The organism is Tateyamaria sp. syn59 (genome assembly GCF_007995245.1).
Classification (GTDB): domain Bacteria; phylum Pseudomonadota; class Alphaproteobacteria; order Rhodobacterales; family Rhodobacteraceae; genus Tateyamaria.
Genome location: NZ_VCBA01000014.1, coordinates 22666 through 39072, shown reverse-complemented (window position 1 = coordinate 39072; position 16407 = coordinate 22666). Strand labels below are relative to the sequence as shown.

The window sequence follows — 16407 nt, the reverse complement described above, 5'->3', positions numbered from 1 at the left end:
GAGAGAGTAAATGACATTGCAGTCCAAGGCCGGAAGGCTTGAAGGACGTGCTGTGGCAGACAGGTATGACATCCTTCATACCGCAGAAGTGCGCGCTTCAACGACGTCGCCCGTCAAACACCTGAAACGCAAGCTGGGCGAAGGCCCGTTTGCGCTGGTCGCACTTTTTGTCACCCCAGCCGTCGACTTTCACGGCGTCGTGGCCGAGGCCGAGGCGCTGTTTCCGGACGTCGACGTATTGGCCTGCACGACAGCGGGCGAGATTGGAACGACAGGCTACGAAGAAGGTCTAGTGGTCGCCGTTGGCTTTCCCGAGGCCGGGTTTGCCACCACCTCCCTGATGATCCACGATCTCGACGCGCTCGACATTCAGGACACCGTTGATCAGATCACACTGGAACGGATCGCCCTGCGGGACAAGACACCCAATCTCAGCGAAAACTTCGCCTTCCTCGTTGTCGATGGCCTGTCGCTCAGCGAGGACACGCTCGCCGCAACCATCGCCCCCGCCCTGCGTGATTTCCCGATTTTTGGTGGGTCGGCAGGGGACGGCACCGCTTTTTCCCAGACCTTTGTCGCGCTGAATGGCGAGGTGGCCAGCAACGCGGCCATTCTGACGCTGGCGCGCAGCAAATATGAAACCCGCGTTTTCAGCCTGAACCACCTTGTGCCGGGCGACACGCAAATGGTCGTCACCGGCGCTGATCCTGCCCGACGCATCGTCAAGGAAATCAACGCCGAACCCGCTGCGCGCGAATATGCCCGGCTGGTGGGCAAGGATCCCGACCAGCTTGACCGCTTCACCTTTGCCTCACATCCGGTTGTGGTCCGCATCGGCGACACCCACCACGTGCGCGCCATTCAGCAGGTCAACGACCACGGCGAATTGGTCTTCTTCTCCGCCATCGACGAAGGCATGGTACTGACTGTCGCGTCGCAGGAAAACCTGTCGGCCCACCTGCAGGACAAGCTGTCAGACCTGGGCCGCCCGGACGCACCTGCAAACATCATTGGCTGCGATTGTATCCTGCGACGGATCGAGGCGGAGCAGTCGCAACAGACCCGCCAAATCTCTGACGTGCTCAGCACGTACCGTGTCACCGGCTTTTCCACCTACGGCGAACAAATCGGCCCGCTGCACGTGAACCACACCATGAGCGGCGTTGCTTTCTACCACCCGACGTGCCCAGACGAGGCGGGCGTCTGATGTCTCTGATCAACCCCGACGACTCGCTCGAACGGCAGAACGAAAAGCTGCTTCAAATCTCGCACGCCCTGATGCGCCGGGTGGAGCAGAAGACGGAACAATCCGGCTTTGCCTACCAGCAGTTCGAACGTGCCGCCCTGCTGGAATCCGAAGTGCGCGACCGCACCCGTGATCTGGAACGCACGCTGGACCTGTTGCAGGACTCCAACGCCCGGCTCGAACAGGCCAACCGCGAAACCGAAAACGCGCAGGCCAACCTGACCGAAGCGATCGAAACTATCAACGAAGGTTTCGCGCTCTTTGATCAGGACGACAGGCTTGTCCTTTACAACAGCCGGTTCTGCCGGGATTTGCAGGATGTGGAGCCACTTCTCAAGGAAGGTCTGACATTCAAGGACTACGTCAACTACATCTCGACCAGCCGCTTCCTGGCCCTGCCAGACGGTCAGACCGCCGACGAATGGGCAAGGCTGCGCCTCGAACGGCACCGCGAGGAACACGTGGTGTTCAACGTCAGCCTGATCTGGGACCGCTGGCTGCAAGCCTCCGAACACCGCACCTCGCGCGATGGCACCGTGATCCTGCAAACCGACGTGACCGACATCATCCGGATGGAGCGGCAGGAACGCGACAAGATGCGCCACCAGGAGGCGCGCAAGCTGCAAGCCACGCTCGATCACCTGAACCAGGGGGTTTGCATCTTTGATCACGACAAGACGCTCGTGGGCTGGAACAAGCGGATGGATCGCCTGCTCGACATCGCGCCCATTCGGCTGCGCGACACGCTCAATTTTGACGACCTGATGGAACAGTTTCGCGAAGAGCTGGTGTTCGACACCAGCTTTCCCGCCGAGCGGTTCATCAACTGGACCAACCGCACCCGCACTCGCGAACCCATCGCCTTCGAAGTGACGCGCAAGGGCGAACAGATCTACAGCATCTTCGCGCAGGAGATGCCCGACCGCGGGTTCGTGATCAGCCTGACCGACGTGACATCCGAACGCGCCGCCACCCGCGCCCTGTCCGAAGTGAACGAACGTCTCGAAGGGTGGGTCGAGGAGCGCACCGCCGAACTGGAAGAGGCGCTGAGCGAGGCCGAACGCGCCAACGCCTCCAAGTCCCGCTTCGTCGCTGCCGCCAGTCACGACCTGTTGCAGCCCCTCTCAGCGGCCAAGCTGTTCGTTTCATCCATCGCCGACCAGACCGACAATCGGTCCATCAAACAGGTAGTGGCCAAGACAGAAACCGCCCTGCAAGGGGTCGAGCAGATCATCGAGGCGCTGTCGGCCATCTCAAAACTCGACGCAGGCAAGGCGGTCTTCGATGTCCAACCCGTTTCGCTCACCGAAATCTTCAACCCGCTGCGCGACGAACTGGCCCCGACAGCGCGCGCCAAGGGGCTGACATTCTCTCTCGTGCACAGCGGCCTGACCGTGGTCAGCGACCCCGGCTACCTGCGGCGCATCGTGCAAAACCTGCTGTCAAACGCCATCCGCTACACCGACGAGGGGCGCGTGCTGGCCGGGGTCCGCCGTGTGGGCGACTTTGCCCGGATCGAGGTGTGGGACACCGGTTGCGGCATCCCGGAAAAAGATCAGGGCGCGATCTTTCAGGAGTTCAAACAGCTTGCGCCGGGGGCGGCCAATGCGGGCCTTGGCCTTGGCCTCGCCATCGTGGAACGCGCCTGCAAGGGCCTGCGCCATCCGCTCGAGCTGTGGTCGAAGCCGGGCACCGGCAGCTGTTTCTCCCTGATGGTGCCCGCGTCGGCCCCGGCCGCGCGGTTGCTCGACCCGCACCGCGCAACGCCATCCAACGCCTTGCGCGACCTCAGCGGCCTTCTTGTCATGCTGGTCGAAAACAACCGCAGCGTTGCCCAAGCTATCATGCACCTGATCGAAAGCTGCGGTGGCGAGGTAATCCTGGCCGAAACGGGTGAAGAAGCGCTCGAGACAATTTCCGAGATCGACCTCGTGCCTGACGTGTTCCTTCTCGACTACCAGCTCGGCACCGGCATGACCGGCGTTGAGCTTTACGAAGACATCCTGTGGCGCTACGGCGATGTACCCGCCGCCATCGTCTCCGCCGACCGCACCACCGAACTCAGGGCGCATTGCAAACGGCTGGGCCTCAAGCTGCTGGCGAAACCGGTGAATGCGCAGCGCGTTTGCGATTTCCTGAGCGAGGGATACCGTCCCGCCATGGCTGATTTTACATAAATCAAATTACCTGTCGCTTTCCAGAATGCGCCGCAAGATGTGCCGCCTGTGGTCCTGCCCACCAAAAAACACACCCAGCACCCGCACCTCGCCACGCACCTCATCCGAGATAAAGTAGAACACTGCCTGATCCTTGGTCACGTGCCGCAACCCATCCATGATCTGCGGTGCGAGCGTCCCCTGAAATGGCAGATCACCCAAGGCCGCCAGCGCATCCTCAATCCCGCGCACACGCACCGCGGCACGGTTCAGGGCATCCTCCAGCGGATCGCCCAGATCGCGATAGGACTGAAACAGGTGGTCAAAGATGATCTCGATGTCCACGTCGCAGGCTGCGCTGCGCAGAACCCTATAGCCCGTGGGCACGGGACTGGGCCGCAATCATGTCCTCGGTCCGGCGGCGACCTTCCTCTGCCGTCACAAACGGCCCCTCCGCCCGCTCGGCAAAGAACGCCTGAAGCGCTGCCAGCTCGGCCCGCTCGCGTTCCTCCTCGGTCCTGACGAGTTCCAACCCGCGCTGCACCACCGCACTTAGGCTCGCATACTGCCCCTCCGCCACAAGCTGACGGGCAAACTCATCCTGTTGATCCGTGATCGAGACTGAGGCTTTGACAGACATCATACGCTCCCATTGCTACTGAGTAGTATATGGGCGCGCACCCGATCCATGCAAGTCAGTTCAGATCCCGCAACAGCCGCCCGTGCTTCTTGCTCTCTGCAATCACATCCCGCAGCGTCCGCAGCCCCTTGCCCTCCAGCAACGGGATCAACCGTACCAGCGCCTCCGCAGTCACCTGCGCGTCACCCAAGGCGGTGTGGCGCCACTCGGGCGGAATCGTGATGTCGAGCCGATCACAGAGCGCGTCGAGCGTATGCTCCTCCGTCGTGCCAAAGACGATCGCTGACAACAGCACGGTGTCCAGCACGGGATGATCCCACTCCACCCCCATTGCGCCCGCGCCACGACGCAGAAAGGCTATGTCAAAGGGCGCATTATGCGCCACCAAAACCGCATCCTGACAAAACCCGTGCAATGCCCGCCCGGCTGTCGCAAAGTCGGGCGCACCCGCCACATCCGCATCCGACACATGATGCACAGCGGTCGAGGCCGGCGGGATCGGACGCCCGGGGTCCACATAGCTTTCCAGCACCTCACCCTCGACAATACGGCCATTCAAAACACGCACAGCGCCCAACTGCACCACGTCATCATCTGCCGTGGACAAGCCCGTCGTCTCGGAATCGAACGCCACGAAACACAACTCGGACAGGGTCGTGTCCTGCAAATCCTCTGCATCGCCAGCATTCAGCAAATCGAAATCGTAGACCAAGGGTCGGGCCGCCTCCGGCGACATAGGCTCCTCCGGCATCTCGATCAGCAGCATGTAGCCCGCCCCATCCAGCGGCTTGAACTTCGCAGCAAAGGTGGTCAGCGCATCCTTGTCCCGCAGGTCAAAGGCAACCTCGGCCCCCGTCTGGTTCATGGTCGATTTCGCGCGGCCCAGATCGGCAGCATAGAAATAATCGACCAACGGCGCCTTCAGCCGCGGCGGCGCAATACCGGCAAGAATCTCCGCGGCCTGCCCGTCATAAAGGACAATGCCCATCCGCTCGTTCACCATAATCGTGGCAACCGGGATCTCGGTCAGAAGCGCGGTCAGCCGCTCCGCCTCTGCCTGCAAACGCGCGGTCTTGTGAGCGACCTGCGTCGCGCTGTCCATGACGCTGGAACTCAACACCTCCGACACGGCCTGCGCGGCGGGGGCAAGATCCCCCAGATACCGCGCCGCATCGGCATCCACCTCACGCGCTACACCGGAATGGGCGCGCAGGCGCAACTCTGCCGCAAGCGCGTTTATGGGTTTGGCGACATTCTCGTCAAAGAGCAGCCAGACCACAGCCGCCAGCCCCGTGTTGAGAAATGCAAAGAGGACAAAGGCAGTGACAAACGGCCCGCCCGGCAACGCGGCATCACCCCGCGCCCAGCCAAAGTAAAGCGCCCCCGCCGCCAGCGCCGCGCCACCCGCCGCCATCAGGCAGAAGAACAGGAAGATGCGTAGGCGCAGGGACAGGCGAGTCAGCATCTCACGCCCCGCATACCATGCTCAGGATCGGATCGTCCCCAGGCATCGCCTGCCAATCGGCGTCGGTGACACTGCCATCGGCCCCAAACTTCGCCCCGTCGATCAGCACAGCGGACCGGGCGCCAGCGCAATCCAGCAGCATCGGTGTCTGGTTCACCGGCGACCAGCGGCCAAAGAAGTACAGATCCACCATCCGTTGATCCGGCTGCGCCTCGTTCCGGCGCAGGTTCGCAACATCCACCGCGACAAAGCGCTTGGTATAGGGGGCCACCTGTGTCCAGGGCCGGAACCAGCTTTGCTCGTCCACGGTCATCGCAATCTCAACCCCGTCAGGCAACCGCTCCGCCGTGCGCCCGAACCACGTGTATTCATTCGAAATGGTCATCCCAATCATCCCGGCCCCCGCTGCCACTGGCATCAGCCACTTGGGCAAGCGCCGCCCGGTCATCAAATTCAGAACCATGACCAGACCCGCGGCGCCGATGCCCGCGAAAACCGTCGCAATCAATTCCACAAACATGGCCTACCCCAATGCTCCCTTGCCCGTCCCCAGTGCGGATTGCATGGTTTTGACGATGACAAACGCCTCCCGCAAGTGGCTGCGCTCAAAACCCGACAAGACGTCCGGCGGCAGCGTATTGCCCGGCGCCTCGCCCTCCCTGATCTGCCGCGCCTGCCGCCGCAGCCGCGTGGTGGCGATCATATCATAGGCGTCAATCAAATCCGCCCCACCGCTCGATGACATCGCGCCGGTCTCCAGCGCCGCCTCCAACCGCGCGCGCGTGTTCACCGCCGTCACCTGCCCTTGCAGGGCATAGACACGGCCCAGATCAACCACCGGCACGACCCCGGTATGCTTCAGATCCAGCGGTGTGCGCGGCATGCGGTTGAACAGACCCAAGGGCGGCGCGTGCTTCAGCGAATTCGACACCATGTGTGCGACGAAAATCGAGTTACTTGCCGCCTTCGCCAGCGTCTCAGCCTGCAAGTCGGCAAACAGGCTCTCCTCCCCGCCGATCGCCCGCAGATCGAACATGACGGAGGCGAGCATCTGCGCCTCCGGGTTCGGCTTGGCGATCCACCCGTCGAAGTAGCTACGCCACTTCGACAAGGGCTGACACCAGCGCGGGTTCGTCGCCATCATGTCGCCGGGGCAGTAGACGTATCCACAGGCGTGCAACCCGTCGCTTACGATCTGCGCCAGCTTGGCAAAGTAAAGCATATCGGCGTCAGAGACTTCATCCGACAGGATCAAGCAATTGTCCTGATCCGACACCCCGGTCTGCTCACGCCGCCCCTGGCTGCCGCAGGCAAGCCACAGGTACGGCACAGGCGGCGTGCCGATTTCCTCTTCGGCCATGGTCAACAAACGGCGCGTGACGGTATCGGCAATGTCAGTGATCAGCCGCGTCACCCCATCATGCCGCGTCCCCGCACCAACCAACTGCGCCAACAGACCGGGAATGCGTGCCGTCACCTCGGCCATCGCCTCCACATCCGGCGCCTCAGCGACTGACCGCACCAACTCGGCGGACGACAACGCCTGAAAGCGCGTCAAATCAGTCTGGGTCACGATGCCCACCAAACGCTCTGCATCGACAATCGGAACGTGACCGATATGGCGCTCCATCATCATGTGAAGCACATCCAGACCCAGCGCATCGGGCGGCAACGTCAAAGGCGCGGGCGTCATCACCCGCTCCACGGGTTCTTCCGGGCTCAGACCACCGGCAACCACCTTCGCATTGATGTCACGCACCGTGACGATGCCGCGAAAGCTATCTTGATCGACAATGCAAACCGATGAAATCCGGCGCCCGGCCATCAACTCCGCCGCCGCGCGGATGGTGGCATCAGGCCCACAAATGACCGGATCGCGCGTCATCAACTCGTCCACCGGCAAAACGGTCAGATCCTGCGATGACATCGGCTACCTCCCGGTCAAGAACATGGCCTGCCCACGAGCATCGCGGACAGGCCGATCATTTCAAGGCGCATCGCAGGGAAGAGAGGGCCGCGATGCGCCCAAAGGGCCTTAGTGGTCGGCGGCTGCCGCACCCGCTCCACGCGGGATACGCACGCTTTCCACCAGGTCCTTGATCTCTTGCGGGGTCTCCTTGGTCATGCCGGACACCACGTAGGCGACCGCGAAGTTGACCATGGCCCCGATCGCACCGAACGATGTCGACTTGATCGGCCCCAAGAGCGGGTCAGCATCCGTGAACGAATTGGTGTCCGGGATAAAGAACCAGCCCTTGTGCAGGAAGATATACAGCAAGGTCACAACCAGACCGGCCAGCATACCCGCAACCGCGCCCACGTTGTTGATGCGGGTCGAGAAGATGCCCATCATCAGCGCGGGGAAGATCGAGGCCGCAGCCAGACCAAAGGCCAGCGCCACCGTCTGGGCCGCAAAGCCCGGCGGGTTCAGACCCAGGATCACAGCCACCACAATCGCCGCGGCCATCGAAATCCGGGCCGCAAGCAGCTCTGATTTCTCGGACATGTTCGGCGTCAGTTGCCCTTTCAGCAAGTCGTGGCTTACCGCCGACGAGATTGCCAGAAGCAGACCCGCCGCCGTGGACAGAGCAGCCGCAAGACCACCCGCCGCCACAAGGCCGATCACCCAGCCCGGAAGGGACGCGATCTCAGGGTTGGCCAGCACCAGGATGTCACGGTTGAACTTGGTCAACTCGTTACCTTCCCAGCCGTTTGCTGCGGCACGTTCCTGCAACTCGGCATTTGCGTCGTTGTAGTACTGGATCTTGCCGTCACCGTTCTTGTCTTCCCAATCCAGAAGACCGGTCTTCTGCCACGTCGCCATCCACGCATATTCCGGATCGCTGTCGATGGCTTCGACCGTCACGGCTTCACCCGCAGTCCCATTGGGCCACATCAGTTCCGAGATGTTCAGGCGCGCCATCGCACCAACGGCAGGGGCCGTCAGGTACAGGAGAGCAATGAACACCAGGGTCCAGCCAGCCGACCAGCGGGCGTCAGACACCTTGGGCACCGTAAAGAAGCGCATGATGACGTGCGGCAGACCCGCGGTACCGATCATCAGCGATAGGGTAAACAGCACCATGTTCAGCGTCGAACCATGCGCCGCCGTATACTCGGCAAAGCCAAGGTCGGTCACGATCTGGTCCAGCTTCGCCAGCAGCGGCTCACCGCTCTCGGTCGACCCAAACAGACCCAGCGCCGGGATCGGGTTGCCCGTCAGTTGTAGCGAGATGAAGACCGCCGGAATAGTGTAGGCGGTGATCAGCACGCAGTACTGCGCCACCTGGGTATAGGTCACACCCTTCATGCCGCCGAACACGGCATAGGCAAACACCACACAGGCACCGATCAGCAGACCCCAGGTCGTGTCGATCTCAAGGAAACGGCCAAAGGCAATGCCGACACCCTGCATCTGACCGATCACATAGGTGATCGACGCCACCAGAAGGCAGATCACGGCCACCAGGCGCGCAGTCGAACTATAGAACCGGTCACCGATGAACTCGGACACCGTGAACTTGCCAAACTTCCGCAGGTAAGGGGCGAGGAGCAGCGCCAGGAGCACATAGCCCCCGGTCCAACCCATTAGGAAGGACGAGTTGTCGTAGCCGGTAAAGGCAATCAGACCCGCCATCGAAATGAACGAGGCCGCCGACATCCAGTCCGCCGCAGTGGCCATGCCGTTCGTGACAGGGTGTACGCCGCGACCGGCGGCGTAGAACTCGCTTGTCGAACCCGCGCGGGCCCAGACAGCGATGCCGATGTACAGCGCAAACGACGCGCCGACAAACAGCAGGTTAAGTGTAAACTGATCCATGGCGATTACTCCTCGTCCACGCCGTATTGCTTATCGAGCTTGTTCATCCGCCAGGCGTAGAAAAAGATCAGCGCCAGAAAGACGAGGATCGACCCCTGTTGCGCGAACCAAAAGCCCAGGTCCGTCCCGCCAACCTCGATGCCGCTGAGAAGCGGACGCAGGATGATGCCAAAGCCAAAGGACACGAGCGCCCAAATGACAAGTGATATCAAAATCATACGGACGTTGGCCGCCCAATAGCCCTTGTCCGTTTCGGACGCTTTGGCAATGTTTGTGGTTTCTTCCGCCATGGCGGCTCCTCCTTTGGTTTCAGTGCGGGGCCGCGCGTGGCCCCTTCGGTCGGTGCAGGTGCCCGGAGGCTCCGGTCACCGCATAATTCCTCCAGTTTGTGCGGTCCGGACCCGGCATGCGATGATGCAGATCATGGGCGGCGGATACGCGGCCCCGGACATACCGGGGCCACCCTGCCCCCACGCACACGAAGGGCAGGCGCGGCCAGACACACGCCGCGTTGGTACATTTGTCAGGACACGCCGGTTGTCAGGTGGCGGCGCCCTTCACCATCCCCGACAACTCGGTCGCGATCACCTCGATCGATCCCATCGCGTCGATGGACTGCAGCACGCCCTTGGCATGGAAATAGCCAAGCAGCGGCGCTGTCTTTTTGTAGTATTCCGTCAGCCGCAGCTTCAGGCTTTCGGCATTGTCATCGGCCCGAACAGGCTGCCCCGCGGCACGCGCCTCTTCGGCACGGCCCACGATCCGGTTCACCAGGATCTCGTCGTCAACCTCAAGTGCGATAACTGCATCCAACCGGTGCCCCGTCTTTTCGAGGAGCGCACCCAGCGCATCAGCTTGCGCCAGGGTTCGCGGGAAACCGTCAAAGATGAAGCCCGCAGAGTTGCCCTCCATCAGCTTTTCTTCGATCAAGCCAATGACGATCTCATCCGTCACAAGCTCACCCCGCGCCATGACCTCAGCCACGCGGTTGCCCATCTCGGTGCCGGACGCCTTGGCCGCACGCAGCATGTCGCCCGTCGACAGCTGCACCATGCCGTGCGTGTCCACCAGCCGCTGCGCCTGCGTCCCCTTGCCCGCCCCCGGAGGGCCAAGCAGGATCACGTTCACGGGCCGCGTCTGCGTATCTACCGTCGCTCCGTCCATCAGTCGTCGCTCCGGTTCATGCGGTTCTCGATCAGGTCATCGACAACCGACGGATCGGCCAGCGTGGACGTGTCACCGAGCGAACCGAAATCATCCTCGGCAATCTTGCGCAGGATACGGCGCATGATCTTGCCTGAGCGTGTCTTAGGCAGGCCAGGCGCCCACTGGATCAGGTCGGGCTTGGCAATCGGGCCAATCTCGGTCCGGACCCAGGTTTCCAGCTCCTTGCGCAGCGCGTCCGAGGGCTCTTCACCGTTCATCAGGGTGACATAGGCATAGATACCCTGCCCTTTCACATCGTGCGGATACCCAACCACGGCGCTTTCCGCGACCTTGGCATGGGCGACCAGCGCGCTTTCGACTTCCGCGGTACCCATCCGGTGACCGGACACGTTGATCACATCGTCCACACGACCCGTGATCCAGTAATCGCCATCCTCGTCCCGACGGCACCCGTCGCCCGAGAAATAGTATCCCTTGTAGTCCCCGAAATAGGTCTTCTCGAACCGCTCGTGGTCACCCCACACGGTGCGCATCTGACCGGGCCAGCTGTCCTTGATGCACAGCACGCCCTCGATCCCGTTGCCGTCCAGTTCGATCCCGCTTTGCGGATCCAGAACGACAGGCTGCACACCAAAGAATGGCTGTTGCGCCGAACCGGGCTTAAGATCAGTTGCACCCGGCAGTGGGGTCAGCATGTGACCCCCGGTTTCGGTCTGCCAGAACGTATCGACAATCGGGCACGCGCCCTTGCCGACAACCTCGTGATACCAGGTCCAGGCCTCTGGGTTGATCGGCTCACCGACCGAGCCCAGCAGGCGCAGCGACGACAGGTCGTACTTCTCGACCCACTCATTGCCGGCACCCATCAACGCACGGATCGCGGTCGGCGCGGTGTAGAACTGCGTCACCTTATGACGCTCGCACACATCCCAGAAGCGGCCAGCATCCGGGAAGGTCGGCACGCCCTCGAACATGATGGTGGTCGCGCCATTGGCCAACGGGCCATAGACGATGTAGCTGTGGCCCGTGACCCAACCCACATCCGCGGTACACCAGAACACGTCACCTTCGTGATAGTCGAACGTGTACTGATGGGTCATCGCGGCATAGGTCAGGTAGCCGCCAGTCGTGTGCACAACACCCTTCGGCTGACCCGTGGACCCGGACGTATACAGAATGAACAGCGGATCCTCGGCACCCATCTCGGCAGGGGCAGCATAATCCGAGGCTTCCAGCGCCATCTCGTTGTAATCATAGTCGCGGTCGGTCCAGGTCGTCTGACCGCCGGTCCGCTTCACCACCAGACATTTCACGCTGTCCTTGCAATGCAGCAGCGCCGCATCCGTGTTCGACTTCAGGGGTGTCTCCCGTCCGCCTCGGGGCGCGTAATCAGCGGTGATGACAACCTTGGCATCACAGCCGTTGATCCGCGCCCCAAGCGCGTCCGGGGAGAAACCGGCAAACACGATGGAGTGGATGGCACCGATGCGGGCACAGGCCAGCATCGCATAAGCGGCTTCCGGGATCATGGGGAGGTAAATGACAACCCGGTCGCCTTTGCGAACGCCCAGCTCTTCCAAAATGTTTGCCATCTTGCAAACAGAGCGGTGCAGTTCGCGATACGTGATATGTTTCGGCTCGACCTTCGACGTATCATCCGGTTCCCAGATGATGGCCGTCTGATCGCCACGCGTTTCAAGATGCCGGTCGATGCAGTTGGCCGCCACGTTCAGCGTACCATCCTCAAACCAGCGAATGTCGATATTGCCCGGCTCGAAGGACGAGTTCTTCACCTTGGTGTAGGGCTTGATCCAGTCCAGCCGTTTGCCCTGCTCACCCCAGAACGCTTCGGGGTCGGCCACAGACGCGGCGTACATCTTGGCATAGCCATCAGCATCCAGATGGGCGCGGGCTTTCGTCTCCTCCGATGGCGGAAATGTCGCCGCATTCGGCGTGCTTTGAATGTTCATGGTGTCTCCTCCGGTTTGGGCTCTGATCCGCTTTGCATCGGCTTCATCACCCGGGGCGTGTTCAACTCGCCTGTTGAGGATCACCATACACGGTTCTGTAAAATCGCGCTTTGTCTGCTGGTGTTATTGGATTTTTTTGTAAATTTTTGTTCTGCCAGACGATGCAGTTTGTAAATGATTTTATATTTGTCTCATTTTTTCCAAGGTTTTCGGTGCTCTAGCGTTTTCACGCAAAACGGGAACGGTATCCGTTTGCATACTGTTAGCGGACAACAGTTCGAGGTCCGCCCCTGTGACAAATTGTCAACCCAACCTGACAGACCGGGTGCATACCCAGAATCACGTAGTTTTCGACAACCTGAGTCGCGACTCAGGCGCTGTGGGTCAGCGCCATATCGTCCTGCGCCGCCACCGGCAGCCAGATCTCAAAACAGGCGCCACCGGTGGTACGGTTGCGCGCCCGGATCAAACCCCCTGCCCTTTGGATCAGGGTTTGAGAGATCGACAGGCCCAGCCCAGTCCCCTCTGCCTGCTTGGTGGTGTAGAACGGGGCAAAGACATCATCGACCCGCTCCGGCGCAATACCCGGCCCGGTGTCTTGCACCGCCACACGCACACCCTGTACGCCCTCCTGCACTGCATCTTCGGCCTCGATGGTGAGGGTCCCCTGCCCATCCATCGCCTGCACCGCATTCATGATCAGGTTGATCAACACCTGCTGCATCTCTCCGGGATCAATCCGCACGTCGTTCAGCGCGTTCAGCTCCGTCACAACCTCAATCTCGGTCTGCGAGATGACGTGATTGACCAGGACCAGACAATCTGAAATCACCGGCCCGACTGGCACGCTGTGTTCCACATCCGCAAACTCACCCGGCCGCGCAAACTGCAACAGCTTGCCCACGATGGTCCGGATGCGCGCCACCTGCCTGTCGATCAGCCCCAACTCGGTGCGGATCGCATCGCCATCCTCGCCGAGCGTTTCGCGGATCACATCCACATTGCCCTGAATTACAGCCACGGGATTGTTGATCTCATGCGCGACACCTGCCGTGATCTCCCCGATCGAGGCCAGCTTTTCGCTCATCACCAGTTGCCGGAACGTCTCTTCCAGCTTTTCATTCGCGCTCTGCAACTCGGCCGTCCGCTGCGCCACGCGCACGTTCAATTCCTCGTCCCGCTCCTGCACCTGATCGAGCAGATCATCGAGGTGCCCCGCCACTTCCCCGATCTCGCCCGTGCCGCCGCTCTCGCCGTTCCGCGCCGAAAGATTGCCGCGTCGGACCAGGAACATGGTGTGGGTCATCCGTTCAAGCGGCGCAAAGATCCCCTTGGCCAGCCACAGGAACACCGGCGCCGACAACAGCAAAACCGCAACAAAAGCGCCCAGAATGACAAGGAATGCGTTCCGCTTGGCAATCGTAAACGGCTCTTCCAGAACGCCGACATAAAGCATGCCCACATAATCCCCGAAGCTGTCCGTAAGGGGTAGATAGCCCGAGATATACCAGTCATTCACCACGAAGGCCCGGTCGAGCCACGTGCGCCCCTCGCCCAACACCTTGCCGCGCACGGCGGCTGAGACGCGGGTGCCAAGGGCGCGCACATCCTCGAACAGGCGCACATTTGTCGAAACGCGCACGTCCTCAAGAAACAGAGTGGTCGTGCCTTGCCGCGACCCGCCCCCAACGGCGTCCTGATAAACAAGCGCATTGATCGTATCGATGAAGCCCAGGTTCCGGTTCAACAGGATGCCCCCCACCAGCACCCCATCGCGGCCCGGCAGCGACACCGGGGTGGCCGAATGAATGACCATCCCCCGATCCTCGACGGTGCGATCAGTGGGCACCGCGGCTTCGGTATCAATCAGCGGCAAGCGCGCTTGTGCCGCGAGCTCAGGCGAAATGGCCGCAAGCGCCGCGCCTGAGAAAATGTCGATCTCGGTCCGCCCCTGCCCTGCCGCCGCACTCTGTTCGACGGGCCACTGGTCCGTCACCGCGTCGCGCGGCAGATAGTAAAGAAAGTCCAACTCAAGCGCGGCGCGCTTGTCTTCAAAAAAGACGTCGAAGCCTTCGGGCGGCGTCTGTGCAAACTCGACCGATCCGGCCACCGCCTGCACCTCATCCCCGGTCTGTACCATCAGCCGCGACAGGTACTGCTCCGCAATCCGCAGGTCGCTTTCCACATTCGCGATGAGTACCTCGTCATAATCCGCCGTCCACCGCGTCATGCCGAGAAAGAGCAGCAGCGGCATCAGCACGACCATCGGCGCGAGGGCCAGGATCAACAGACGGAAACGGACGGAGTTCATGGGCGTACGCTAGCGCAGCGGGTTGTTTTCCGCAAAGCTCCGGAAAAAGGCGAGGTAGGCGCGGTCAGCATCCCGCGGTGGCTCCTTCGACGCGGCCCAGGCGCGCCACTCCTTTTCCACATGGTAGATATCATAGCCCGGATAGCGCAGCCGCGCAGTCTCGTAGGTCTCGGTGCGCAACGCGGGACCTGCTGCTTCCAACCAAGCGGGACGGGGTTTCAATTCTTCGGTCGTGTTTGTCATCCGCGCCTTGCGCCCAACCTTGGAGAATGTGAGTTCGCGCTCCGCCTTAACGGTCCCTGCTCCGTCCTTGCGCCACCATTTCAACTCGATATGCGTCACACGCCGCCCGGTCTTCACCGGCTCAATCTCGACCATGTAGTCCGACAGCATGTTCACTTCGGCCACCGCCGGTTCAATCGCCCGCAGCTTGAGGTTTGACCAGGATGTCAGCTTGCCCTTGGGCACGCCAAGCACGCCCCGCAGATCATCCAGCGCAAATTTTTCAGACGACCGATAGCGCAAGTTCCCCCGCTTCTGGATCATCTCGTAGAGTGTCAGCGCGTATTTGGAACTCAGCGCAAACATCACCTCGCGCTGCAGGCGGGCAAACACGGTCGAATCCTTAATGATCTTGCGCAGGCGCTGCGGGATCTCGTATTCTAGCACCCCGTCGCGCCGCGTCGTCTCGATGTTCCCGCCCAGCAGTTGCACCCGCTCGATGGCATCCTCGCCCTCATGGGTGACCTTCACCTTGACGATGGCCGACATCAGCCGCTCGACCGACTCCCCTACCCTATCATTGGAATTGTGCGACCCACGCAGATCAGATTTCGAGATCACATGCGTCACCGGCTTTTCAATCGCGTCCCAGGCATTCTCAAGCAGCTGATTATAGATGCGCCGATCCGCCAGCGTCAGAGGCGTAACTTCCACCAGGTCCACCAGCTCACCCGGCTTCACCAGGCTCTGCGCATTTGGCCGGGCGTCAATGGTCCGGTAGGATTGTGTCGGGCGTTCCGCCATGCTGCTCTTCTCTTACCTCTGACGGGCAGTGTGGCGTAAGAATAACGGCGTTGCCGAGAGGCGTCCACAAAAAGCGGGGCACCCAATTTGTAAGGTTAAGCGAACTGTGCGGATTCGAGGCTTCGGGGAAGTGATTCGAAATACACCAGAAAATCAAAGGCCTGAGTCGGAGCACGGACAAACCCAATACGTAAGGATTAAGGCTCACCCGAAACGTAAGAGTAAGCGCCCCGAGACGTAGGAATTGCCGTCCCGGAACGTAAGCCAAACCGCCCCGGAACGTAAGCGGTAGAGCCGTTTGGGCTTTGAAACACAGGGATTTGCGCAACCTGAACATAGAACTCTAAGAATCCTGAATAGAGCGTGTTTTTAGATTTAGATTTCCAGGTAATTTCGGGGCAACCGTCTGGGATGCTACTCCGAACGCACACATCTGGGTTAGGCTCGGCTAAAAACAGTCTAATACTTCCATACATCGAAGCATCGGGGCGCAGCTTCTGACCATTTGCGCCCCTCCCGCAGATTTCCGCTTTTTTCGAACCCTTCCCTAAAAGTTTGCACTTGAGGCAATCGCCCGCACCCGTCATGATTCGGACCAACACCCCC

13 protein-coding genes are annotated in these 16407 nt (G+C 61.2%); 2 read left to right on the top strand and 11 right to left on the bottom strand.

What is annotated here, in order from left to right; genetic code table 11:
- Positions 1-10: 10 nt before the first annotated feature.
- Positions 11-1207 (top strand): FIST N-terminal domain-containing protein, encoded by a 1197-nt coding sequence (locus tag FD715_RS19280; RefSeq protein ID WP_147113864.1) that lies wholly within the window; start codon positions 11-13, stop codon positions 1205-1207.
- Positions 1207-3423, top strand: a complete 2217-nt coding sequence (locus FD715_RS19275) for a PAS-domain containing protein (RefSeq protein ID WP_147113861.1) — start codon at positions 1207-1209, stop codon at positions 3421-3423. Before FD715_RS19280 ends, FD715_RS19275 begins: the two co-directional genes overlap by 1 nt.
- Before the next feature lie 6 nt (positions 3424-3429).
- Here FD715_RS19275 and FD715_RS19270 read toward each other — a convergent pair whose 3' ends face one another.
- The 11 genes from FD715_RS19270 to FD715_RS19220 all read right to left on the bottom strand — a co-directional run bounded on the left by FD715_RS19270 (position 3430) and on the right by FD715_RS19220 (position 15801).
- Complete coding sequence (locus FD715_RS19270) at positions 3430-3789, bottom strand: type II toxin-antitoxin system RelE/ParE family toxin (protein WP_147113858.1); 360 nt, start codon at positions 3787-3789, stop codon at positions 3430-3432.
- Positions 3773-4042 carry a type II toxin-antitoxin system ParD family antitoxin gene (locus FD715_RS19265; RefSeq protein ID WP_147113928.1) on the bottom strand — a complete coding sequence of 90 codons (270 nt, stop codon included), beginning with the start codon at positions 4040-4042 and terminating at the stop codon, positions 3773-3775. The genes FD715_RS19270 and FD715_RS19265 overlap by 17 nt, the downstream gene beginning before the upstream one ends.
- A gap of 55 nt (positions 4043-4097) precedes the next feature.
- Positions 4098-5507 carry a PolC-type DNA polymerase III gene (locus FD715_RS19260; RefSeq protein WP_147113855.1) on the bottom strand — a complete coding sequence of 470 codons (1410 nt, stop codon included), beginning with the start codon at positions 5505-5507 and terminating at the stop codon, positions 4098-4100.
- Between the two features lies 1 nt (position 5508).
- Positions 5509-6027, bottom strand: coding sequence for a hypothetical protein (locus FD715_RS19255; protein ID WP_147113852.1), 519 nt, complete (start codon positions 6025-6027; stop codon positions 5509-5511).
- Positions 6028-6030: 3 nt separating this feature from the next.
- A complete protein-coding gene (locus FD715_RS19250) occupies positions 6031-7434 on the bottom strand; it encodes a DUF294 nucleotidyltransferase-like domain-containing protein (RefSeq protein ID WP_147113849.1) in 1404 nt (467 codons plus the stop codon).
- A gap of 108 nt (positions 7435-7542) precedes the next feature.
- Positions 7543-9327: a sodium:solute symporter family protein gene (locus FD715_RS19245; RefSeq protein WP_147113846.1), complete on the bottom strand. Its 1785-nt coding sequence runs from the start codon at positions 9325-9327 to the stop codon at positions 7543-7545.
- 5 nt (positions 9328-9332) lie between these two features.
- A complete protein-coding gene (locus FD715_RS19240) occupies positions 9333-9617 on the bottom strand; it encodes a DUF4212 domain-containing protein (protein ID WP_147113843.1) in 285 nt (94 codons plus the stop codon).
- A 250-nt stretch (positions 9618-9867) separates the two neighbouring features.
- Complete coding sequence (locus FD715_RS19235; protein ID WP_223274986.1) at positions 9868-10455, bottom strand: adenylate kinase; 588 nt, start codon at positions 10453-10455, stop codon at positions 9868-9870.
- A gap of 35 nt (positions 10456-10490) precedes the next feature.
- Positions 10491-12464 carry an acetate--CoA ligase gene (acs, locus tag FD715_RS19230; protein WP_147113838.1) on the bottom strand — a complete coding sequence of 658 codons (1974 nt, stop codon included), beginning with the start codon at positions 12462-12464 and terminating at the stop codon, positions 10491-10493.
- 370 nt (positions 12465-12834) lie between these two features.
- Complete coding sequence (locus FD715_RS19225) at positions 12835-14775, bottom strand: cache domain-containing protein (RefSeq protein WP_147113834.1); 1941 nt, start codon at positions 14773-14775, stop codon at positions 12835-12837.
- Between the two features lie 9 nt (positions 14776-14784).
- Positions 14785-15801 carry a replication initiation protein gene (locus FD715_RS19220; protein ID WP_147113831.1) on the bottom strand — a complete coding sequence of 339 codons (1017 nt, stop codon included), beginning with the start codon at positions 15799-15801 and terminating at the stop codon, positions 14785-14787.
- Positions 15802-16407 lie beyond the last annotated feature (606 nt).